This window comes from Bacteroidales bacterium (genome assembly GCA_031275285.1).
Lineage (GTDB): Bacteria > Bacteroidota > Bacteroidia > Bacteroidales > UBA4181 > JAIRLS01.
In genome coordinates this window covers 1-22756 of sequence record JAISOY010000200.1, presented here as the reverse complement: position 1 = coordinate 22756, position 22756 = coordinate 1, and the positions used below count along the sequence as shown (strand labels likewise).

14 protein-coding genes are annotated in these 22756 nt (G+C 43.8%); 8 read left to right on the top strand and 6 right to left on the bottom strand.

The genetic code is table 11. The features are described from left to right. The first annotated feature begins 59 nt into the window (after window positions 1-59). Entirely contained in the window at window positions 60-1355 is a 1296-nt protein-coding gene (locus LBQ60_19430) for a cysteate synthase (GenBank protein MDR2040101.1), read from the top strand. A 159-nt stretch (window positions 1356-1514) separates the two neighbouring features. On the opposite strand, the gene LBQ60_19425 is transcribed toward LBQ60_19430, so the two are convergent. From LBQ60_19425 to purN, 4 genes are all read right to left on the bottom strand, one after another. Continuing rightward, entirely contained in the window at window positions 1515-4601 is a 3087-nt protein-coding gene (locus LBQ60_19425) for an FAD-dependent oxidoreductase (protein MDR2040100.1), read from the bottom strand. Between the two features lie 121 nt (window positions 4602-4722). Beyond that, window positions 4723-6177, bottom strand: coding sequence for a GDSL-type esterase/lipase family protein (locus tag LBQ60_19420; protein ID MDR2040099.1), 1455 nt, complete (start codon window positions 6175-6177; stop codon window positions 4723-4725). A gap of 18 nt (window positions 6178-6195) precedes the next feature. Beyond that, window positions 6196-7038, bottom strand: coding sequence for an enoyl-ACP reductase (locus LBQ60_19415; GenBank protein MDR2040098.1), 843 nt, complete (start codon window positions 7036-7038; stop codon window positions 6196-6198). A gap of 123 nt (window positions 7039-7161) precedes the next feature. Next, the gene (purN, locus tag LBQ60_19410; protein MDR2040097.1) at window positions 7162-7731 is read right to left on the bottom strand and encodes a phosphoribosylglycinamide formyltransferase; all 570 of its coding nucleotides are present in this window, start codon (window positions 7729-7731) and stop codon (window positions 7162-7164) included. 103 nt (window positions 7732-7834) lie between these two features. Here purN and LBQ60_19405 point away from each other — a divergent pair, with 103 nt between their 5' ends. The 4 genes from LBQ60_19405 to truA all read left to right on the top strand — a co-directional run bounded on the left by LBQ60_19405 (window position 7835) and on the right by truA (window position 11110). Further along, a complete protein-coding gene (locus LBQ60_19405; protein MDR2040096.1) occupies window positions 7835-8179 on the top strand; it encodes an Hpt domain-containing protein in 345 nt (114 codons plus the stop codon). Between the two features lie 24 nt (window positions 8180-8203). Beyond that, window positions 8204-8542 carry an STAS domain-containing protein gene (locus tag LBQ60_19400; GenBank protein ID MDR2040095.1) on the top strand — a complete coding sequence of 113 codons (339 nt, stop codon included), beginning with the start codon at window positions 8204-8206 and terminating at the stop codon, window positions 8540-8542. Window positions 8543-8944: 402 nt separating this feature from the next. After that, complete coding sequence (locus tag LBQ60_19395; GenBank protein ID MDR2040094.1) at window positions 8945-10333, top strand: alpha-L-fucosidase; 1389 nt, start codon at window positions 8945-8947, stop codon at window positions 10331-10333. Window positions 10334-10342: 9 nt separating this feature from the next. Further along, window positions 10343-11110 (top strand): tRNA pseudouridine(38-40) synthase TruA, encoded by a 768-nt coding sequence (truA, locus tag LBQ60_19390; protein MDR2040093.1) that lies wholly within the window; start codon window positions 10343-10345, stop codon window positions 11108-11110. Between the two features lie 568 nt (window positions 11111-11678). Here truA and LBQ60_19385 read toward each other — a convergent pair. Further along, window positions 11679-12551 carry a ThuA domain-containing protein gene (locus LBQ60_19385; protein ID MDR2040092.1) on the bottom strand — a complete coding sequence of 291 codons (873 nt, stop codon included), beginning with the start codon at window positions 12549-12551 and terminating at the stop codon, window positions 11679-11681. A 25-nt stretch (window positions 12552-12576) separates the two neighbouring features. Beyond that, window positions 12577-13377 (bottom strand): alpha/beta hydrolase, encoded by an 801-nt coding sequence (locus LBQ60_19380; protein MDR2040091.1) that lies wholly within the window; start codon window positions 13375-13377, stop codon window positions 12577-12579. Between the two features lie 436 nt (window positions 13378-13813). Between LBQ60_19380 and LBQ60_19375 the strand changes: the two genes are divergently transcribed. From LBQ60_19375 to LBQ60_19365, 3 genes are all read left to right on the top strand, one after another. Beyond that, window positions 13814-15403 (top strand): T9SS type A sorting domain-containing protein, encoded by a 1590-nt coding sequence (locus LBQ60_19375; protein MDR2040090.1) that lies wholly within the window; start codon window positions 13814-13816, stop codon window positions 15401-15403. Between the two features lie 36 nt (window positions 15404-15439). Beyond that, window positions 15440-22534 carry an FG-GAP-like repeat-containing protein gene (locus LBQ60_19370; protein MDR2040089.1) on the top strand — a complete coding sequence of 2365 codons (7095 nt, stop codon included), beginning with the start codon at window positions 15440-15442 and terminating at the stop codon, window positions 22532-22534. Between the two features lie 63 nt (window positions 22535-22597). Continuing rightward, window positions 22598-22756, top strand: a 159-nt coding sequence (locus LBQ60_19365) for an RHS repeat-associated core domain-containing protein (GenBank protein ID MDR2040088.1), incomplete at its 3' end; no start/stop codon positions are given.

Sequence of the window (22756 nt, the reverse complement as noted above, 5' to 3'; positions counted from 1 at the left end):
CAACTGCCTTAAAACAGTCAGGACATACATCACTTATTTTTAATATATATTTCAATTCAATGAATTCAGATTTTGTCCCTACACATTATCTTTTACAATCGGTACGTTCGGGAAAAGAGTTTTCTGATAAAGGGTGGACGCTTGATCCTCCGGGTGAAAAAGAGCCTACACTGATCAGGACGGTATATGAAGAAGTACAATTATATGCTAAAGACGCTTCATGGGGTATTTTCCGTTATGCAGATTGGTTGCCGGTACACCGCCATTTGAGCGGTTCTTCCGCACCCGTTACTTATAAGAGTGAAGGGCTGGCCAAACATCTGGGACTGAAAAATCTGTATATCACTTTCAATGGTTTTTGGCCCGAAAAAGGAGCCAATATGCGGACATGTTCTTTTAAGGAAACGGAAGCTTATTCGGTTTGCGGACGGTTGAGTCCGGATGTGAAAGATGTGTTGGTGGTCGCTTCAGCAGGAAATACCGCCAGGGCATTTGCCCGGGTATGTTCAGATAATGATATTCCTCTGGTGCTTTGTGTGCCGGAAGATAACCTGAATGCGATGTGGTTCGACCAGCCGATCAAAGATAATGTTAAATTATTTTGCACCCGTTCCGGCAGTGATTATTTCGATGCTATTCATCTTTCAAATATGATTTGCGGTTTGCCCGGATTCTTTCCGGAAGGTGGCGCTAAAAATGTAGCCCGGAGGGACGGAATGGGCACAACGGTACTTTCTGCTGTCGACCATATCAAACGGATCCCTGATTACTATTTTCAGGCAGTAGGAAGCGGTACCGGAGCCATTGCTGCCTGGGAAGCCAATATGCGTTTCATTGTTGACGGCCGTTATGGGACCCATAAAATGAAGTTGATGGTTTCACAGAATGAACCTTTCCTTCCTATTTATCACGCATGGCGTAAAGACTCAAGGGAGATGCTTCCGGGAGATGACAACGAAGCCCGCCGGCAGGTGGAAGAGATCACTGCAAAGGTATTGTCGAACCGTAAACCTCCTTATGCCATTTATGGCGGATTGTATGATGCGCTTAAAGATACCGGCGGAGATGTTCTCACAGCTGATAACAAGAAAGCCGAAGCTGCTGCAGATCTGTTTGAAAAAACCGAGGGAATTGATATTCATCCTGCCGCTGCCATAGCGACAGCTACGCTGATCGATCAGGTGCATGCAAATGCTCTTCCGAAAGATGCCTGTATCATGTTAAATATTACAGGAGGAGGAGAGAAACGTTTCAAACATGACAAAGAAACTTTTTATTTGACACCTCATCATGTTTTTGATATTACCCCTGAAATTGAAGATGTGAAAGAAATACTGAAAAAATATTTTAATTGATCATATATAAGTAATCATAATGAATTATTGTTGCAATTTAAAGATGTCATTTATTTATTAGTTGATCAGGCCAATTTTCAATGAACAATAATCAATTTGCAATACAGGGAGATGACAAATTAAAAATCACTCATAACAAGTATACGATTTTACTCCGGACTAAAGCTCGATTTCTTTAATGAGTGGAGTAACTATTCCCGGAAAAGTAAGTGTTTCAATATAATTTATCCATTCCCCGGCACTATAGTTAAAGTCTTTTCCAAGTGTAGCTACAAGTTCGGAATGTGCAAAACCCCTGAAATCAGAATGTACATCTGATAAGTAGCCAGTAAGCACTTCTAATCCTTTTTTTCCACCACATCGAGCCAGCGCCGCTGCAATAAATAACTCCATATCAGCCTGGTAAACACGCCACCTGACATTTTCATATTTTCGCGTTATATACCCGCCGATATTCTTGTCGGAAAGTAACCTTTCCAGATTTGGAATGTATCGGGCATCAGGCAATCGTTCGATATAGAAACACAGGTTCAATATCCGGTTGTGGAATGGTATCAGACGCATATCGATACGATTGTTATCATAGTCATTTTCGCGTAACATTAAGCCACCACCCGAAGAGACCAGGCTTAATATATGGTGGATCACAGTACTGCCGGTCTTATTGCCCGACATCCCTAACAATGCAATATCCCTGTTGATACGCCAATATAATCCGTCTTCCTTGTAATGCTCTACATAGCCATTGGGATAACCTTGTTTCAACTCTTCCAGAAATACAGTTTCCAGCTCTTTCTCAATCAGGCTGTTACCACTTCCGTCTCCAAACCAGGCAAGTGCACGGGCAATCTGGGCAGAAGGATTTGTCCGGTAGGTTGAACGTAATACAGGTAATATTTCTTCTTTTGGCGAACGGCAACAGCTGAACAAGCTTCCGGGTTCACCTCCGGCTAGCCGTTTCACCCTATCTACAGTTGTTTCCTTATTTTCAGGAAGATGTTTGATAATACCCTCCTTCAGCCATCCTTTTTGTAATGAAGATATATCGAATGTTCGTGCCCGTTTTTTCCGTTTGACTAATTCGGCAGCGATCTGTCCGGTGAGATATCCCAATACCCATACATCGGCAGACATACGCGTATATTGCATGGCATTATGAGTAACGCTGATACCCCTTGCGGAAAAAAGAAGTCCTTCAATTCCGGACGGCACAATCGACCTGTAGGGAATTTCCGTAATGGTAGTATTGGAGTGGGGCAGCAGAAATCCGCAGCGGGAATATTCAGAACTTCCTGTATAATGGGGATCAAAATCACTCCGGGCATTTGCAAGTAAATCGTTGAAATTCCTATTCTCCAACACATCATTTACATTCAGTTGATATACCCCGAGCGGACGCCTTGATTCCCTGACTCCGATATGCGGGTAAAAATCATAGAAATGTGACTCATAATGGGTGAAAAACAGGCCTCGTTGAAATTCCGATATTTTGGTGTTATCGATCATATCAAAGTCACGGTGATTATGGGTGGGCATATTTTTCACCGGGATATCCCAATGACTGTAATCCTGCGTTTTACCGGTACGGGAATTGCCTAGTTCACATTTTTCTCCCGCAAAGTAAGCAATGTCCGCGTCTCCTGTTCCATCAACAGTCATGTCTGCCATGACTTTCTTTAGCCTCCCGTTTTCGCATACAACAATGCCTTTAAGGTGATTTTTTTCAGTGATGGCACCACAGATGATAGCGCCTGTCATGACCTGGCCGCCCGACTGACCGATTTTTTTCAGGTGATAAAATGCTCTTCCAGTCCATCCGGCCATATGATAAGTGTTGTTGAATTCTTTTATCTCCTGTTTCTGTCTTTTGTAAAGGCTGCTGTCCTGATATCCGAAATATTCTCCGGACACTCCACCGGTAGTTTTGGTTCCTCCCAGATCATGAAAGAATTCCACGACAAGTGTTTTGACTTTCTTCCCTGCAGCTGCCATTGCTGTCATGGCTCCGGCAGTGCCTCCTCCGGCAACAAGAATAGAGGTTTTGACTTTTTCAACCGGCATATCCGATGGTAAGATAAAGGGTGTCAAAGGCAGTTTCAACCCTTCTTCTGTAATTTCTTCACCTTTCCATTGATATGGGATGGTTCCGCCAATATATTCAATCACTCCGGATTCATATCCCGGAGACGAAAATTTGATTTCTTCAACAAGAGATGTCGCATCAGCAAGTAATTGTTTGATATTTTGATAAGCCAAAGAAGCAGGATTCGGAATATGATAATAAGCATTGAGAGAAAATGTTTCAACCGGGCGATCGACCACATATCTGCATTCGTAGGCCTGACAATGAAGCCGTGCATTTGCCAGCAAAGGACTAATATCAGATAAGTTCTGACATAAACTGGCAGATATATTCCTTGCTTTTTGTTCTATTCCACTCAGGTCATTCTTTTCCACAGGAAAGGAAAACTCCATGAATGCCTGATCCTTCAACCGTTTTCCTGGATAAAACATTAATTGGTTATTCGTTAGTTGAAAAGACGGAGAGATGCTGATTGTTTTTCCTTCAGGAATATTTCCTGCACCTGCAAACTCTAATATATAAGAAGCTTCAGTAATTTTATATGGCTGATTGAACAAGTCGCGAGTAAAGAAGTTATTGTCGGATGCATCTAAAAAACTTTTGCAGCGGATGGTATACATACCATGTTTGCACGAGACAAGCACGCCACTGACTGATTTTTTTTCGGTAATCATCCCGCATACATCTGTCATCAGCAACACATGAATATTATTCACCAGCATGTTGCGTAAAATCCCTTTTTTTATACTTCCCGCGAATAACAAAAGATCATCTCCAAAACGCGATTCATGTGGAAAATAACCGGGATTAAGTATTTCCTGCTTTTCCCCTTCCGGAAGGAAAAGGTCAAGAAAAGACGGGTCAAAATCATTTATTCCGTCAACAGAAATCCTCAGGTTTCTTTTGGCTGTGATGTCATAACCCGGAAAAGGGTGTTTATCCAGAACCAACACTTTCCAACCTTTACGGGTGGCTGCCATTGCTGCAAAATAACCAGCCAGTCCTGCCCCATGTATGATGAGATCATAATTCTCTGTTAAGTTTTTTCTGTTGAATGGAGCAGATATTTCGTTCATTACCTGTGCGGACAAAACATCTTCTCCCCCTAACAACACGCCCCCTACAGTGGCAAAGCTCATATTCAGGAAATCCCGTCTTTTCATATTCTTTACAATTTCGATTCCGGTTTTATTCAAAATCAACAATAAACAGGTTATTGTTGATGTATCAACCAAAGTTTTGGAATACTATTTTGTACCGTTGATTTCAAATACCTGGACACATTTAGTGATGAACATCTTTCATATAAGCCAGATAATCTTTCGTCCAAGCGCGGCAAAAGAGTTCTCCTACAATTCTGGCTCCGGTGTAAGTAAAGTGGACAAAATCTTTTTGTGCTAAAGGAGGGTCTGCCAGGACCCAACTCGGCATGGAATCTTCTCCACCCATTGCTTCATATAAATCCCAAAATATACACCCGTTATCTAATGCTGCTTTGCGTTGTGCATCACGAACCTTATTCAGGTGAGGATATGATTTATATCCTTTCGCCGTATTTTGCGACATATCACCCACCCCTATGATGACAATCGCCAGCTCTGGTTTTAAGGATTTCATCATTTTCAATTGACGGGTCATACTTTTATAGTAATAATCATAATTATCCGTGATGTTCATTACCGCATTGGCTCCAAATTGAAGGATGACCATTTCCACATCCATCATTTGGAACATTTGATGGAATTGTTCTTTATTCATCCGGGTAAAATCCGATCCTGTGCTTCCTCTTAGAGGTATGTTGTCGACAGCAATACCTTTATCCCCGTCAAGAGCTATTCCATATATATCTGGAAATGAACGGGAATGCATGGATATGTGAAAAGAGGTTTGTCTTTTCCCGGATTTCCATTCGAATGAGGAGATCAAGGGTTGTGTATTTAATTGCTGTGTGTCGGTTTTATTGACAATAACGGATAACATATTTGCGGATGTCCCGTAAAATAGCTTGACATGGGTAAAATACCGGGCATTTTTATAACCAAAGTAAATAGGTTTTAAGCCGATATGTGTAATGGTATCTGTCGAATCCGCCGGCATATACCGGGACAATGCCCCTGCAATTCCGAATTTGCGGTGTTGGACTAATGAATCTCCTTTTCTATCTAATAAAGAAAGACGGACCCATTTTTCTGGAATGTCCTGTTGAAAAGTACGGGCGGCATCCGTTACCGGGACTACAGGAATAAGACCACATCCCCGGCCTCCGAATTTTTTTTGCATGTAATTACGTATGGCAGACGTGATACGGTCGCCTTCTATCTGCGAATCTCCATAGTGTAAAATGCGGACAGGCTTGTCTTTTTTATTCAGGATGTTGATTGTACGAAAGAAAGGGTATAATAAAGTATCCTGCCCTTCAGGATATTCAAACGGATAAGTATATGTATATACACTATCAATCGGCATAGGTCCCCGTAGGGTATCCGCAAGCATTTGGACAGAATCAGGAATTATTGACGCAACAGTATCGGTAATAAAATCAAAATCACTGGTGTCAATGGAAGCGATAATTTTTTGTATATCCTTATAGGCAGGTTTATCCGGGTACCATGAAGTGTGATCAGGAAAATAGAAAATATGGTTTTTTATCTTCCATCCATCAGTAGGAAAAACCAATGAGATCAGAAAGATAATAATAAGGAAACATAATCCGTACAGAAAGATTTTACCTGGGGTCAAAGATAAAACTTTAAGATTCTAGTATTTCTTTACATCTTGATATTCAAGCCCTTCATTGTATATTTGCATGGCCCTGAGACTCATCCCCATGCTGGAATAGCCTCCATCATGATACAGGTTTTGCATGGTGACTTTTCGGGTCAGGTCTGAGAAGAGCATGACAATATAATCGGCACATTCATCCGCAGTGGCATTTCCTAAAGGTGACATCCGGTCTGCAAAATCCATCAGGTTGTCGAAGCCCATGATCCCGCCTCCGGCTGTAGTCATGGTCGGGGATTGTGATATGGTATTGATCCGGATTTTCTTTTCACGGCCATATATATAACCGAAACTGCGGGCAATGGATTCTAACATGGCTTTGGCATCTGCCATATCATTATAACCATATAAAGTGCGTTGTGCAGCTATATACGAAAGTGCCACAACAGATCCCCATTCATTAATGGCGTCCATCTTACGGCATGATTGTAATATTTTATGAAAAGAAACCGCTGAAACATCGATCGTTTGAAGTAAATAATTGTAATCCAGATCGTCGTATGTTTTTCCTTTACGTACATTAGGAGACATTCCGATAGAATGCAATACAAAATCAAACTTACCGCCGAGTTTTTCCATCCCATGTTCGATAACTACTTCGATATCCTCTACTTTAGTGGCATCAGCGGGAATTACTATGGTATCGCATTTTTCAGCTAACTCATTAACCGTTCCCATTCTTAATGAAACAGGAGTATTACTTAGGACGATCGTTGCTCCTTCTTCAAAAGCACGTTCAGCTGTCTTCCAGGCAATGGATTTATCATTCAAAGCTCCGAATATCAAGCCTTTTTTCCCTTTTAATAAATTATGTGACATATGGTTATGAAATTTAGTATTACAAACTTTTTCTGAGATGAGTATTTATTCAGTAGGGCAAAGATAAGACAATCCGCTTATTTATCAGCAGGCCAAATATCTTATCATATCAGTTTCCGGGAATTACTTTTTTAATAATAATTTCTCTACGGTTTCCGGATAATATTTATATTCTAATGTATGGACTTTTTTTGCCAGTGTTTCCGGAGTATCCTCATCTGTTACCGGACATTCTGCCTGTAAGATAACAGCTCCTTCATCATAATTTTCATTTACATAATGAATCGTTATTCCCGATTTTTTTTCTTTATTTTCTATGACAGACTGATGCACTTTATCGCCATACATTCCTTTTCCGCCATATTTCGGAAGTAGTGCCGGATGAATATTGATAATTTTACCGGGAAAGGCCCGGACTATTTTTTCCGGAATTTTCCACAAGAATCCTGCAAGCACAATTAAATCAGGTGTTATTTCTTTTAGTTCATTTAAAATGACATCAGAATAATCGAATTCTTCTTTTCCGAAAACACGGGTCGGAATATTCAATTCTTTTGCCCGTTCCAATACATAGGCATCTGCCCGGTTGCTGTATATTCTTACAACACGTGCTGTTCCTTTTTTTAGAAGATATTCAGTAATTTGCTGGGCATTTGAGCCCGAGCCGGATGCGAAAATAACGATTTGCTTCATCCTATTGTTATTGATGTATCAACAGTATTACTCATTAAAAACATTCAAAAGTATGGTTTTATTTATAAAAAGTGATAATTTTACACCATTATTTTGGTAATGTATGATAACAAATCTGGAATATTTATATCAGATGACCGGAGGCGATCGCGAAATGATGAAAGAAATGGTTGAATTGTTTCTCGATCAGCTTACTGAAATACGGGGAGAGTTCAGCCAGTTGATGAAAGAAAAGAATTGGATTGAAATAAGCCGGTTGGCGCACAAAACGAAGTCCTCTGCTTTAGTAATGGGAATTGATTCTATGGCAAGTGAGATGATAGAATTAGAATCTTTGACTAAAGAAGCCAGAGATCCCGGTAAGACCCAATCAAGCATTGATCGTTTTAATGCTTTGACAGACATAGTAAATGTTGAATTAAAAGCATTTTTGATGCAATCTGAATAGCTAATTAACTAAAATCATTAAACTATGATAGATATAAATACGGTTGATGATGTTTATGAGGTGACGTTTAAAAATACACAAAGATTGGATGTTTTCTTAAGTGAAACGGTAAAAACGAAATTGTTACAGTTATTTGAACAGCCGGGTACGAAAATCCTGATCAATATGGATGGGATTCATTTTTTAAATAGTTCGGGATTCGCCGCTTTTCTGGCTCTTTCAAAAGAAGCCCGAAATACCGGTGGCCGAATTATTTTCTGTAATGTTCATGAATCGGCCTTAAAACTGTTTAAAGTTTTACAACTACATCAGTCTTTCACTATTATAGACAATAGGGATGAAGCATTACGTTCATTCAAATAATCTGATATACGTTACTTAATGTGGTCTTTATCATTTAAAAACAGTAATTGATGATAAGGAGGGGAATCATATCCTGTGGTAACCGATTGATCGATCATGCAAAAATAATTGAGCGGCTTTGCCGATAACGACGACGGGCCGTCTTATTCCTACTTGATGGAGAAATGCTTTCAAAAACAGATAAAATTTACCTCATTTTATATCGCACCTTAACCAATGCTATAACTTTCGAAATTCAATGATCATTAAACCAACCTATTCAATCATTATACCCATATGAAATCCTCATGGTCATAAATCCGACAAAAAAGATAAATAAAAAATGTAGGTTCTATATGACCATTGAAAATCAACTTAGCGCTAGCGTTCTCATGGAGCGGAAGCGTAATAAATTTTATTCACATGAAAAAGACCATCTTATTTTTTGGAATATTGGTTATTCTGGGAATTACCATAAGAAATATCTCGGCACAGGACACTCCTTCCTGGGCCAGGGAGACAAAGGAACAGAAAGAAAAACGTATGGCATGGTGGACCCATGACCGGTTCGGTATGTTCATCCATTGGGGAATCTATGCTTTGCCGGCACGTCATGAATGGGTACAACTCCGGGAGCGGATTCCCGCTGCTGATTACCAGAAATATTTCGATCATTTCGATCCCGATCTGTATAATCCCAAAGAATGGGCGGCAAAAGCCAGGAAAGCAGGTATGAAATATGTGGTCATTACCACCAAACACCATGATGGTTTTTGTCTTTGGGATACCAAATACACTGATTATAAAGTAACCAATACCCCCTACAAAAAAGACCTGATCAAACCTTTGGTCGACGCTTTCCGTGCAGAAGGATTGCGCATTGGGTTTTATTATTCCCTGATAGACTGGCACCATCCTCATTTTGCTTATGATCGTTCACATCCTCCCGTTCCGGCTGGCCAGGAAGAGAGAAAAGCAGCCAACGAAGGCCGGGATATGAAAAAATACCAGCAATACATGAAAAACCAATTGACAGAATTGCTGACACAGTTCGGACGTATTGACGAGCTATTCATGGATTTCTCTTATCCTGGGGAAGGAGGAAAAGGTCATGAAGACTGGGATTCGGAAGGTTTGATGAAGCTGATCCGTCAATTACAGCCGAACATTATTGTGGATAACCGGATGGATCTTAATCATACCGACTGGGGATGGGATTTTGTAACTCCCGAACAATTTATGCCTCAGGAATGGCCCACCGTTCGAGGTGAACGTGTTCCATGGGAAACCTGCCAGACCTTTTCCGGCTCCTGGGGATATTACCGTGATGAATATACCTGGAAAAGTATCCATCAATTGATCGTGATGCTGATAGAAACGGTCAGTAAAGGAGGCAATTTATTATTGAATGTCGGACCGACAGCACGTGGTGTGTTCGATGATCGTGCCGATGATCGCCTTGATGGGATCGGTAAATGGATGAGGTTCCATAGCCGTTCTGTTTACGGTTGTACACAGGCTCCTGACGAATTTACGGCTCCCCAGAATTGCCTGATGACATATAATCCCACGACCAAAAGATTATATATCCATGTTCTTGAATGGCCTTTCAAATCATTACACCTTCCGGGATTCAAAGGGAAGTTCAAATACGCACAATTATTGAATGATGCTTCGGAAATCAAGTTCAGGACATCTACCAGGCCGGGCAGCCATACTACTGAAACGTCCGGAGAAAACGACGTTATCCTGACGCTTCCCGTAGAGCGTCCGAATGTAGAGGTACCTGTTATTGAAATCTTTTTAGAATAGATTTGCCTTGTGTCTCCGCTTTATCGTTATTTTATAGAGTTGGCATATAAGGGTACTCCTTTCTGTGGTTGGCAGTTACAACCCAATGGTGTAACCGTACAGGAGGAGATAGAGCGTGTTCTCGGCTTATTACTGCAGGAGCCGGTTCGTGTAACAGGAGCCGGAAGAACGGATGCCGGCGTGCATGCTTCATATTATGTGGCGCATTTTGATTCCACCAATAATGGCCTGCATACCGATACCCATTTTAGGTATAAGTTGAATCAGCTGACCCCGAAAGAAATCGCTTTTTACCATGTCATTCCGGTCATTCCGGATGCTCATGCCCGATTCGATGCAACAGCCCGTACTTATCATTACAGGATTGCCATAGAGAAGAATCCTTTTACTTCTGATCTGGCTTATCATTTCTATAAGGATTTAAACGTTATGAAAATGAATGAAGCGGCCATGGTTCTTTTCCAGTATACTGATTTCACAAGTTTCTCCAAACTTCATGGAAACGCTTCGACCAACCTGTGTAATATTTCGGAAGCATTTTGGAAATTGGATGAAGAGAAGAAAGAATTATGTTTTACGATTACGGCCAATCGTTTTCTAAGGAATATGGTACGGGCAATTGTAGGGACCATGATCGAGATCGGATTGGAAAAACGACCTCCTGAAGATATGCGGCAGATCATTGAAGCCAAAGACAGGGGGGCTGCCGGAACATCCGTCCCGCCTCAGGGACTATACCTGGCAAAAATCGATTATCCTGCCCATATTTTTTTGTGATGAACCGGTTTTCCAGAAATTTTATGATGATAAAATATATCGGGAATACTATTGATGAATTAGATATATCCTTTATCTATTCTTTGTATGAAGAAGGTTTATCTGATAAATAAGGAATTATAGGTTCTTTACAGGTATTATAATTTAACGTGAGTTCGATGTAAAGATAAGGATTAATTTGCACAGAATAAGCATAATATCACTCTCCGTGAGTAATGCGACTGGGTAATTTTGCCCATAAATAATTGCCGCAGGCTCCTTATCGGCGCTATGCTGTTTGAGTGAAGCCGTCAGGTGAACGGCGAAGCCATCACGACTGGAGGGAGTAACCGGGTTCTTAGCGTCAAGCCGTTTTTGATTCTTTTTGCGGCATCAACTTAGGCGTAGCCGATCTCACGAACGAACTAAGCGGAGCGTTCTCATGAGCGATAGCGAATAACAAAGTGAGTAACAAAGGCGGTATCATACGGCGAAGCAAATAAAAAGAATAAGAAAAACAGACTGACCTGAATTGATTGTGACTCACAACCTATTTTCAAATTACTTATTTCTTTTTCCGTCAATCAAATTATTTTGGAAAATCCGCAGGGACTTTCTGGGTTACCTTTCCTGTAGCTGCCCATTCTGTCCCGCGAAGAAAAGTAACGATAAAGTCAGTACATTCTATGGCCGGATGTGTTTTTTCGTTTCCGACATGGCCCAGTACCGTATGAAAAATACGTCCTTTACCCCAACGAATGGTCATCAGCACAGGTTCATCGCGGCCTGTCCCGCCTGTAGACTTATCGGAATAAGCAGTGGCCAGTACGGTCATATTCTTGGCAGGACCCCGTAAGCGGTCATACAATTCGTCCTGGGCATGTGTCCATGTCTCAGGTAATCCTTTCATGACCGGATGTTTTTTGTTCCTCACTTTCACTGTATATTCATGTTGCCTGCCATGACTTCCTCCGATTCCGGGACTATTGTCACGAATTTCCCTGTCATTTTGCCAGTATACATAAGGACCATCTGTTTCATTCCGGCCTTCCCATCCTCCCAGACCAATTATTTCGTTGTATGCTTCCCATTTCCGGAACGCATTATCCGCTGCATGGTATACGACCACTCCGCCGCCATTTTTTACGTAATCCAGAAAAGCGGCATTGGTTTCATCGGGCCAGGCATCTCCCACGTAATCCAGTACTACGGCCTGATATGCTGAAAAGTCAGGACGGAAAGACGACATATTTTCTCCTTGTTTGGGGGAAACGGCCATATCCGCTCTGAATAAGCCGCTTTCATTCAGGTATCTGTGTAAGATAACACTGCTTTCCTGCCAGTTATGGTTATTCTGTCCCGTAATGATCAATACCTTTATCGGATCTTTAGCATACAGCATGCTGCAAAGCAGTATGGTTAAACAGGTAACCCCTGTTTTCTTTAAAGTTGGTATATTCATGATTGGCTTTATTATGTAAAATAACTTATTGATAGCATTCATCCAGGAATGATAAAATGAATCCGGCCGATTTTTCAGGTTCTTCAAAATAACCGGAATGTCCCGATTCCTCAAGTACAGACACAGTTGAATGTGGAAAAGATGCAGCGATCGGAGCCAGTTTATCAAAAGAAATATAATTATCCTTCTTTCCTAAGATAAAAAGGACGGGTAGGCGGTTCTTCTTCAGTAATTCCTGTCTGTCGGGACGGGAACGCATACCTTCCAGGATAGCGATCACGCCTTCGGGAGTTGACCTTCTGGCTACTTCTTTTGCAAATTCCAGTTTATCAGCCATTTTCTCCAGATGATCAGTGGCAAATCCGTTAGGAATATTGGTATTGCAGATCAGGATCAGTTTTCCTCCTTCCACCAGTTTGATCTCTTTGGTGCGGGAAGCCCTTTTTTCTTCGGTGTCGGCGAAAGGAGAGGAGTGGAACAGGCAGATTCCCGCCAGACGTTTCGAAAAACGGGCCAGGCATGCCAGTGTAACATATCCACCCATTGAATGGCCCACCAGCACACATTTTTCTATTTCCAGGTATTGCAATACCGTTTCGACAGCTTCAGCCATCAGGTCCATGGTGTGGATTTTCGCTACTACTCCGGACCTGCCATGGCCGGGAATATCTATCCTGACTACACGGTAACGGGATGTGAGCCTTTCATAAAAGCCGTCCCAGATATCGAGGCTTTCCAGGTAACCATGTAGCAAAACCACTACATTTCCTTTACCCTCATCGCTTACGCTGATGGCGCTGTTTTTAAAAGGTACTGTCAATAACATTGCTAATGAATGAATAAGCACTCAGTGCTATTTATTGTTTTCTTAAGTCACATTGACCAATGTTGATTACGTTCAGTAAATGTGACATTAATTGTTTTATATTACTTGATTTTTTCAACAAAAATAATGATTTTTTATTTTGCCCGTGTATATGAAGAGTGGGTTTTTCAGATGAGGGGGAAATGTTTAACATTTGAAAAATTTCACAGATACTCAACAAAAATTTTGTCATTAAATTTTTATTGGTAATATTTGCACCGTACAATGATGTTATTGCAATGAGTTGTTGGATTAAGGTACTAAATTGACCGACAGAGGGAGAAAAACACAAATTGCAGGGATACATACCGGATGAATAAAAAGTCACAGCCATGCCTTTCTGAGGAGAGGCTATTTCTGGATTATAATGTGTATTAAAACTGTAAAATATCTATCGATGAAACGAATGAGACATTTATCTATTCAGGGAAAATTAACCGCTATTTTCTGTATGGTCATTTTATGGCAGCCTGTTCCGTCTGTCTGTGCCCGGGAACATGTTTTCTCTGCTGACGATTCCACCGCTATCAAGCGTAGTTTCCAGCAAAGGATGCAACAGCTGCAGCTAACCGGTTATACGGAGTCCATCCGCATGAGTGTCCTATCCCTTCCATCGGTTTACCACTGGTATGTTTCCGTGGAGGGCAGTGACAGTAACCCCGGTACCGAAACAGCTCCCTTCCGTACCATCCAGTACGCCATCAACCGTTCCACCAGCGGACAGGGCATCAAGGTGGGCGAAGGCCGCTATACCGAATGCCTCGATTTCAACGGCAAGAGCGTCCAGGTAGTCGGTAATCCCCACGATCCCGCGTCCACCATCATCGATGCCGGAGGCCGCGGGCGGGTCATCATGATGACCCGCCGTGAAACCGCCAGTACCCTGTTGTGCGGCTTCACGCTGACCGGCGGCAGCGCCCTTTCCACTGTTTACCCCGACCATCATGGTGCCGGTATCTACCTGTTTGACAATGCCAACCCGGTACTCTCCGACCTGATCATTACCGGTAATACGGCAAGCAGCGTTTCGGCCATCGCCGCCCTGCACAGTTCCGCCCCCACTGTCCGCAATGTGCTCATCTACGGCAACACCAGTTTTGGAGGTCTGGACGTGCGTATCCACAATAACATCAGCAATGCCCGTTTCCACAATGTGACACTGTCCGATGGACTGGGCAGCGAGCGCGCCTCTATCCTGGTCTCTTCCAACTCCACCCTTGAAGTAAAGAACAGTATCCTGTACAATTCCTCTTATGCGAACGAACTGGAAGTCAGCGCCTCGATCCTTAACGTCAGCTACACCAACATCAAGGGTGGCAGCGGCAGTATCTTCCGTCACAGCGGAACGATCAACACCGGCGCCGGGATCATCAATGCCGTTCCCGGATTTGTGGACCCACCGTCAGGTAAATACCAGTTGACGGCCAGCTCCCCGTGCATCGACATGGGTGATCCTGCAGCCGGTTGGAACGACCGGAACATCCCACCCGCACGAGGTACCGTCCGCAACGACCTGGGCGCTTACGGCGGACAGGTTACCGCACAACCCTACCAGGAAACCCTTCCCGCCACCCGTAAAGTACGTTTCAGCTACGATCCCTCCGGCAATATGGACAGCCGCAGGAAAATACTGGTGAGTCAGGCACAAAGTTTCAGCCGTTTAAAATCAGGAAACCTGCCGGATAACCAGTGGGATGACACCGATTGGGATACCCCGGTACCGACACCTGTCGAAGAGCAGCTACAGGAAAACAAAGTCACCATCTATCCCAACCCCACCCGTGGCGACCTGAGGGTAGACATTACCGGGAACATTCCCTCCGGCTCGATGATCTACCTCTACAACAGCAGCGGTTCCCCGGTCCGTCATTGGACGAACCTCTCCGGCTCCAACCAGCTGGATATTCCGGAACTACCCGCTGGTACCTACCTGATGCGTTTGATCCTGGGCAAGGAAGCCGGCGTATGGAAAATCATTAAACAATAAAGAAATCAGATGATAGCAATGATAAATACACTTATTATGAGCAAACAACCACTCAACCATTCAATAATGAATACCGGATTACTTATCCAAATCCAACGACTTACTATATGTCTTTTTATTGTTCTATCCTTATTTACAGAAACTAACGGACAGGAAAGACAAATTTCCCAGGCAGCCAGCCTGCTGACAACAGACAACGATCTGCGTTGTAAGATCTCGGCTATGACCGGAGTAGGTTGTGATACGGTGAAAATGAAACAAATCCTGCAACTGCTGGCCGAATCAAAAAAAACAACAACCACGGAAAATCGTTTAACGGCTATAAAAGCCGGTATTAACCTGTTGGCAGAAAACGCAAATATCATCGGCACTGTAACAAAAAGCAGCAGTTCATCCGAATGGACCTATACCGACGATATCCCCACCACTTTCCAATGGTATGTTTCCCCCGACGGGAACGACACCAATGCCGGGACGCAACAGTCTCCTTTCCGTACCATCAATAAAGCCATAAATACGGCATCTGTGGGCGATGCCATCAAGCTTGAAAACGGAAAATATAATGAAAATGTATATCTTTCAAAAAATGTTTACCTGATCGGGAACCTTGAATGTCCCCAATCAGTCATCATCGATGCCCGTGCTTTTGAAAACGCCGTGTACATCAATAACTCCTCTCCCGAATTACACGGCATGAAGCTGATCAACGGTGAAAACGGCTTTCCCCTTATTTACATCGGCAACGGTTACCCCAGATTATCACATCTTATTTTGACAGAAAACCCGGGGATGGCCGTTGAGGCCTGCGGAAGTTTTTACTTTACCCTATATAACACTTTGATCTATGGTAATCATGCAGGAGGAAATGACGGCGCGCTGATAAAACTGAACCCTTCGGTAAATTATGGTGGTGCAGATATCGTCAATACCACCATTGCCGACAACCAGGGTTCTTATGCCATTCATCTTACAGGACCGGTTACAAAAGAAATCTATATTACCAACAGCATCCTGTATAATCCGCAAATGGAGGTCGAAATAGCTTATCATTACCAGCAGAGTTACATATTTGCCTCCTATTCGAATATACGGAACAAGGATTATCTGGGAACAGGCATTAACTACTATGAAGGAGTCATCGATTCTCCTCCGTATTTTGATGAAAACGATCCCGTCCAGACCTATCATCTTTGGGATTATTCGCCATGTATCGATGCGGGGCGCCCGGACTTTTACGACCGTAGCCGGCCCCCGGGAAAGGGTACAAACCGCAGTGATATGGGATTTTATGGCTGGGAGTCGCGGACGACCTCTGATTGCTCATCAGGGTCACCCGGCGACGACCTTCCCTCGGCCATAGATGCCGGTACCCATCGCCGTGATTTTGAGTTTGACGATTCGCGGGAATCCGTTGATTATACCTGTTATTACAACTGGGTCGACGGAGTAGATGTTTTTTACCGCTTTACCATCACTGTCCCTATGGATATCATCATTGAACATTGCGGTTCAACAGTATCCGATACCTATATCGCACTATTGAGTACCAGTGGCGGTATCTACACTGACAATGACGATGGTCCGGGGAGAGACGCCTGTCCTTCGGCATTACACGCCAGGCTGGTGCTGAACAAGCTGCAACCCGGCGTCTATTGTGTGATGTCCAAAGTAAAACCCGGCAGTAGCGGAACCATACGAACCAGGATCCGTGGTTTTTTCAGGGGTGATGTCATGCAGAGCCCTATAGATGCGGGCACCCACCACACCGCCTTTCAATACTCAGATCCCCAGAATACCGGCGATTTCACCGATACCTATACGGGACAACCCACCAATGATGTGTTTTACCGTTTCACCATCACTAAGAATATGGATGTGGAGATCTCCCATTGCGGGTCGGGATTGGATAATACCTACCTGCACCTGTTGGATGCTTTCGGAAACAGCCTGGCATCCAATGATGACTATTCCGGCGAAGGCATGTGTACATCCCCCTTGCATGCCTACCTGAAGATGACCGGGCTGGAAGCCGGCACTTATTACGTGGTGTCGGAAGGACAAAGCGGGAACGGTTCTATTACTACCCGGATTTCGGGCACGGAACAGCCGATCGATGATCATTTCGGATATCCCGAAAATGAAACACCGTCCACGGAAGGTAACAGCAGCGATACTTCCCCGGTAGGGACTACATCCGTAGCATTCAACGTTTCTCCTACGGGAGCGGCCACATTTTCCCTGCCGGTAATGGTCCCTCAGGGCCTGAACGGTCTGCAGCCGTCTGTCTCACTGACATACAACAGCCAGTCGGGAAACGGGATAGCAGGATGGGGGTGTAACCTGTCGGGAATATCGGCTATTACCCGCGTTCCCAAGACGGTATACCATGATCACATAGCCTACCCCGTCAGATATGATCTATACGGGGAATTCGCTCTGGACGGAGAACGCCTGTTTCGTGAAGGTATCGGGGGAGTCAATACGGTATTTACCAAGGAATCCGATCCGTATACATATATTGTGATGCTGGAGAAAAACGGAAAGCCTTATTTTGAAGTACGGGCCAAAGACGGCATGCTGTACCGCTACGGAAGCACCTCATCAGGCAGGCAGGAATATACGGCGCCGGATATGTTTACCCAACTGGAAACCGACAAGATCTATGCCTGGTACCTCGACTATGTGGAAGACCCTTACGGGAATTATATGGAGTATTCTTACGACAATAAATGTATGTACCCGGTTGGAATATCCTACGGGAACAATAAAAACCAGGCCACAGGCTTATCCCATTATGTACAGTTCGGGTATGAGACCAGGCCGGATGTACAGCCATTCTATCTGGAAAACAAAAAAAGGGAAATGAACCGGCGTTTAAAAAGGATCGTCACCAAAACCGAATCGGAGACCCTCCGGGTATATGAACTGGAATACAGTAATACCGACCATTTTTCACGATTGGTATCCATTACCGAAAAAAACGGAGCGGGGGAATCGCTCAAACCGGTGAATTTTACATGGGATAATTATCCTTCCGGTAACGGATACGTTAGCAATGGTATTTCTCTTGTTGGTGTAGAAGGAGAATACGATGAACAGATATTTGCGACTGCCGATTTGAACGGCGATGGAATCAGTGATTTTGTAGGTTTGAAATATGGGCATGAAACCGAACTGGCAGATGGAAGTACTGGTTTTTCCACTATTTCCCAGCATTATCTGTCAAAAAGAGTTAATAACCAGCTTTATTTTTCTGCAATAGGTTACCGTGAATTGCCGGCCAGCCTTAATGATGTTTACAAACAGATATTGGCCATGAATATACCTTTCAATGCTGCCGGAGACGGGAAACAATACCTGATGATACCTTTTTATTTTGAAAAGAACTACAATTCAAGAAAAATCTATTTCTTCGTTTATGACGGACTGGAAGATACACCGGTGCCTTCTCCGCACGAGTCGGGTCAGGTAACCATGTCGACAGAAGGTATTCCCGGCGTGGGTATTGGTATTATCAACAAATTTCCCTTGTATACGGTCGGCGATGTGGATAACGATGGAAAAGACAATATTATTTATATTGAAAAGGTCAGGATAAATGATGCCTATGCGGGTAAAGTGGGGCAGGTGACCGATATGAACAACGGTCGGCCGGTATTCACATGGCAGGATCACTCTTTTCAGCTGCCATCTGACCCGGAAAAGATATTCGTAGCCGATTTCAACGGTGATGGGATGAATGACCTGATGGTGTTGTACAACGGGGGATACGATATATACTGGAACAACACTTCATATGGCCCTAGGTTCAATGATTCAAAAATGATAAGAAGGACTGGTATTTCCGATTGCTGGATGATCCGCATGGGAGATTTTAACGGAGACGGATTGCCCGATTTTATTATGAATGCTACGAATGATCCTAATTGGTACTTTGCCCTAAACCAGGGTAACGGTATTTTTATTAAGAGTTCTGAACCGGTTATTACCCTTCCGGATATGCACGACCATGGCTTTACGGAGAAAGATGATGAGCGGTTTAGCTGCCAGGTACTGGATTTTAATTTTGACGGTAAATCCGATGTGGTGATTACCAAAGCCATCTATGACAAAGGTAGTGGGAATTGGGGCAATTACAGGGAAACCAGAACCATCTGGCTTCGTTCCACCGGAACGGGATTGATACCGGTGACTGAAACCGATTCCAACAGGGAAGACGATGCCAAAAGCGCCCTTTATACAGTAGGTGATTTTAATGGTGACGGGCATCCGGAACTGGCCAATTTCGGGTATGACTGTTTCAACAAAACAACAATGAATTCTGTATGGCGGGTATATCGTTTACCTGATATGAATTTCCAAACGGGAAAGGTAACCTCCGTAACCGATGGCATGGGTAACCAGACAGATATTGGATATGCTAACTTTACCGATCCGGCTGTATATACCAAAGGAACGGATGGAAGCTATCCCGCGCCGGTGGTTACCGCACCGCTACCTGCAGTAAAAAGCGTAACGGTCCCGGACGGCGTCGGGGGAACATCCGTGACGACCTATAAATATGAAGGATTGAAAGTCCATCTGACCGGCAAAGGGTTGTTGGGACTGTCAAAAACCCGGGCCACAAACGATGTCACGGATATGACCGTGGAATCGACCGTCGAAGGCTGGAGTTCATTTGGCGTGCCGGTTGCGGTTTCCGGTAAAACCAGCATAGGAGGAAATACCATTAGTTCGACCCGGACCGAATTCCAACTGAACGACAGGGGATACAAGCGGTTTTCCTGCTATCCCCGCTTTGTAGAAAATACGGATCATGATACAGGGATCACGGAAATAACCGAATATATTTATGGTACCAACGGTAATCTTGCGGAAGAAAAGATCAGCCATGGTTATGATGATATGTACAAAAAGACCGTATATTCGGATTATGTGCGCACAGGCGGCAGCAATATACCCAATAAGCCCAGGAAAATAGCCCTGGTGCAGAAACACAGGGATGATGACCGCCTCTATACGCAGGAAACCGAATATACCTATGACGGAAGCAAAGGCCATATCCTTTCCCGGAAAGACAATGCCCACAGCACGGATAAAGCGGTCATCACCCGTTACACCTATGGTACCTGGGGCAATGTATTGAGCGAAACCGTGGAAGCAACAGGTATTCCTACAGCTACCCGCCACTTTGAGTACGACCGTAACAAAAGGCTGGTGAGCAGTGAATACTCGATTCCTTCTGCTACCGTCACTTCCTATGCATACGATACCTGGGGCAATCCGCTGACGGTGACCGACCTTACCGATCCGGCCAATGCCTTCACCACTACCTACCGGTATGACGGATGGGGACGTAAAACCGCTGCTATCCTGCATGATGGGCGGGTACAGAAGTTCAGCACAGGCTGGGGGACTTCGAGGAACCGGAAATATTTTACCCTGGAAGAAGGTCACGGCATGCCCTGGGTAAAGACCTGGTACGACGCTTCGGGGCGTGAAACGGAGACCCGGACCATAGGAGCGAAAGGAATGGCTATCCAATCAAACAGATACTATAATGACAAGGGACAACTGGATACCCTGGAACAGGTCAATGGGGAATTAAGCCGGATAAAGGCATATGAATATGATGAACGGGGGAGGATATTGGAAGAAACCAACAACCGGCAACAATCTTTCGTATATACCTATGAAACTCCGGATGCCGGCCGGACATATAGTGTAACCACCAATGTCAACGACAGCAAAAAATACACTAAAACCTACGATGCCTGGGGAAATATCAGAACCTCGTCCGATCCGGCAGGAACAGTGGAATATTTTTATCATTCCAATGGCTTACCGGATAGGATCTCTGTGGAAGGCGCCGATTTCAGAATGACCTATGATGAAGCCGGTAACCAGTCGACATTGGATGATCCGAACGCAGGTATCATCAGTTACCGGTATGATGCCCTCGGTCGTGTAATATGGAAAAAGGATGCCCGGGGTCAAATAGAAACAATCGCCTACGATGACCTTGGAAGGATTGAAAATGCTACCCTGGATGGGATAGGTACATCTTATGAATATGTATCTGACGGCAATGGCATCCACCAGTTAAAAAAGATACAGACAGGCGACCGTTCCGTCAGTTATGCCTATGACAGGTATGGCAGGATGGTTGAAGAGAAACGTCAGATGTCCGGTGAAAATGACCTTACTTTTACTTTTAGCTATGATGCCTTCGACCGGTTGAAGAAAACGACTTATCCGGAGGGGTTGGAAATAAACCATGAATATGATACGTATGGCAACCTGGCCAGGATAAACGAAGGATCGAACCTGGTGTGGGAGCTGGACCTGAATAAAGGCACGTATAATATCGCTTTTCTCGGCAGTGATATGTCCAGGACATCTACCTACAGTACGACAGGTATCCTGGAAAACCTGAATACCTATAACAGGAGCAGCACCACGATCTGTAACTTTGACTATTCCTTTCACACACTGACAGGCAACCTGGATGACCGTACGGGAATGATCCCTGAAACGGAAACGTTCAGATATGATGATACCGACAGGTTGGAATTAATACGGTACGGCAATAAGGAAATGAAGATCGGATACGATGCCAATGGCAATATCAAAACAAAAACCGGCCTGGGCAGTTATGTCTACCACCCCGATAAAAAACATGCCGTAACTGAGGTGGACAATACCGGCGATCTTCTGAACTGGCGTGGGCAAACCATTGAATATACCGCTTTCCACAAGGCAAGCAACATTAAAGACACCATCATGAATGAAACTACCATGAATGACGAAGCCCTTGAGCTGGATATCATTTACGGTCCGGAACAGCAACGGTGGAAATCCGAACTGCAAAAAGATGGCACAATAGTAAAAACCACTATCTTTGCGGGAGATTACGAAAAGATCACGGAAAATGGGATAACACGGCATCTATACTATATTTCAGGCGGCGATGGCTTAGCGGCGGTGTATGTGAAACAAGCAGGCGAGCAGGATAAAACCTATTATGCGCATACCGACCATCTGGGGAGCATAGTTAAACTGACGGACAACAACGGCAATCCGGTCTTCCAGGCCAGTTATGATGCCTGGGGCCTGCAAACGTTATCCTAAAGTAATACTTTTACCTTTCATCGCGGTTATACCGGACATGAACATTTACCTGAGTTCGGACTAATTAATATGAACGGTAGGATGTACCATCCTGTGCTCGGAAGGTTTTTAAGTCCCGATCCTTATGTACAGGCACCTGAGTATTCACAAAATTTTAACCGGTATAGCTATTGTCTGAATAATCCGTTGGTGTTTACCGACCCCAGCGGGGAGTTTTGGTGG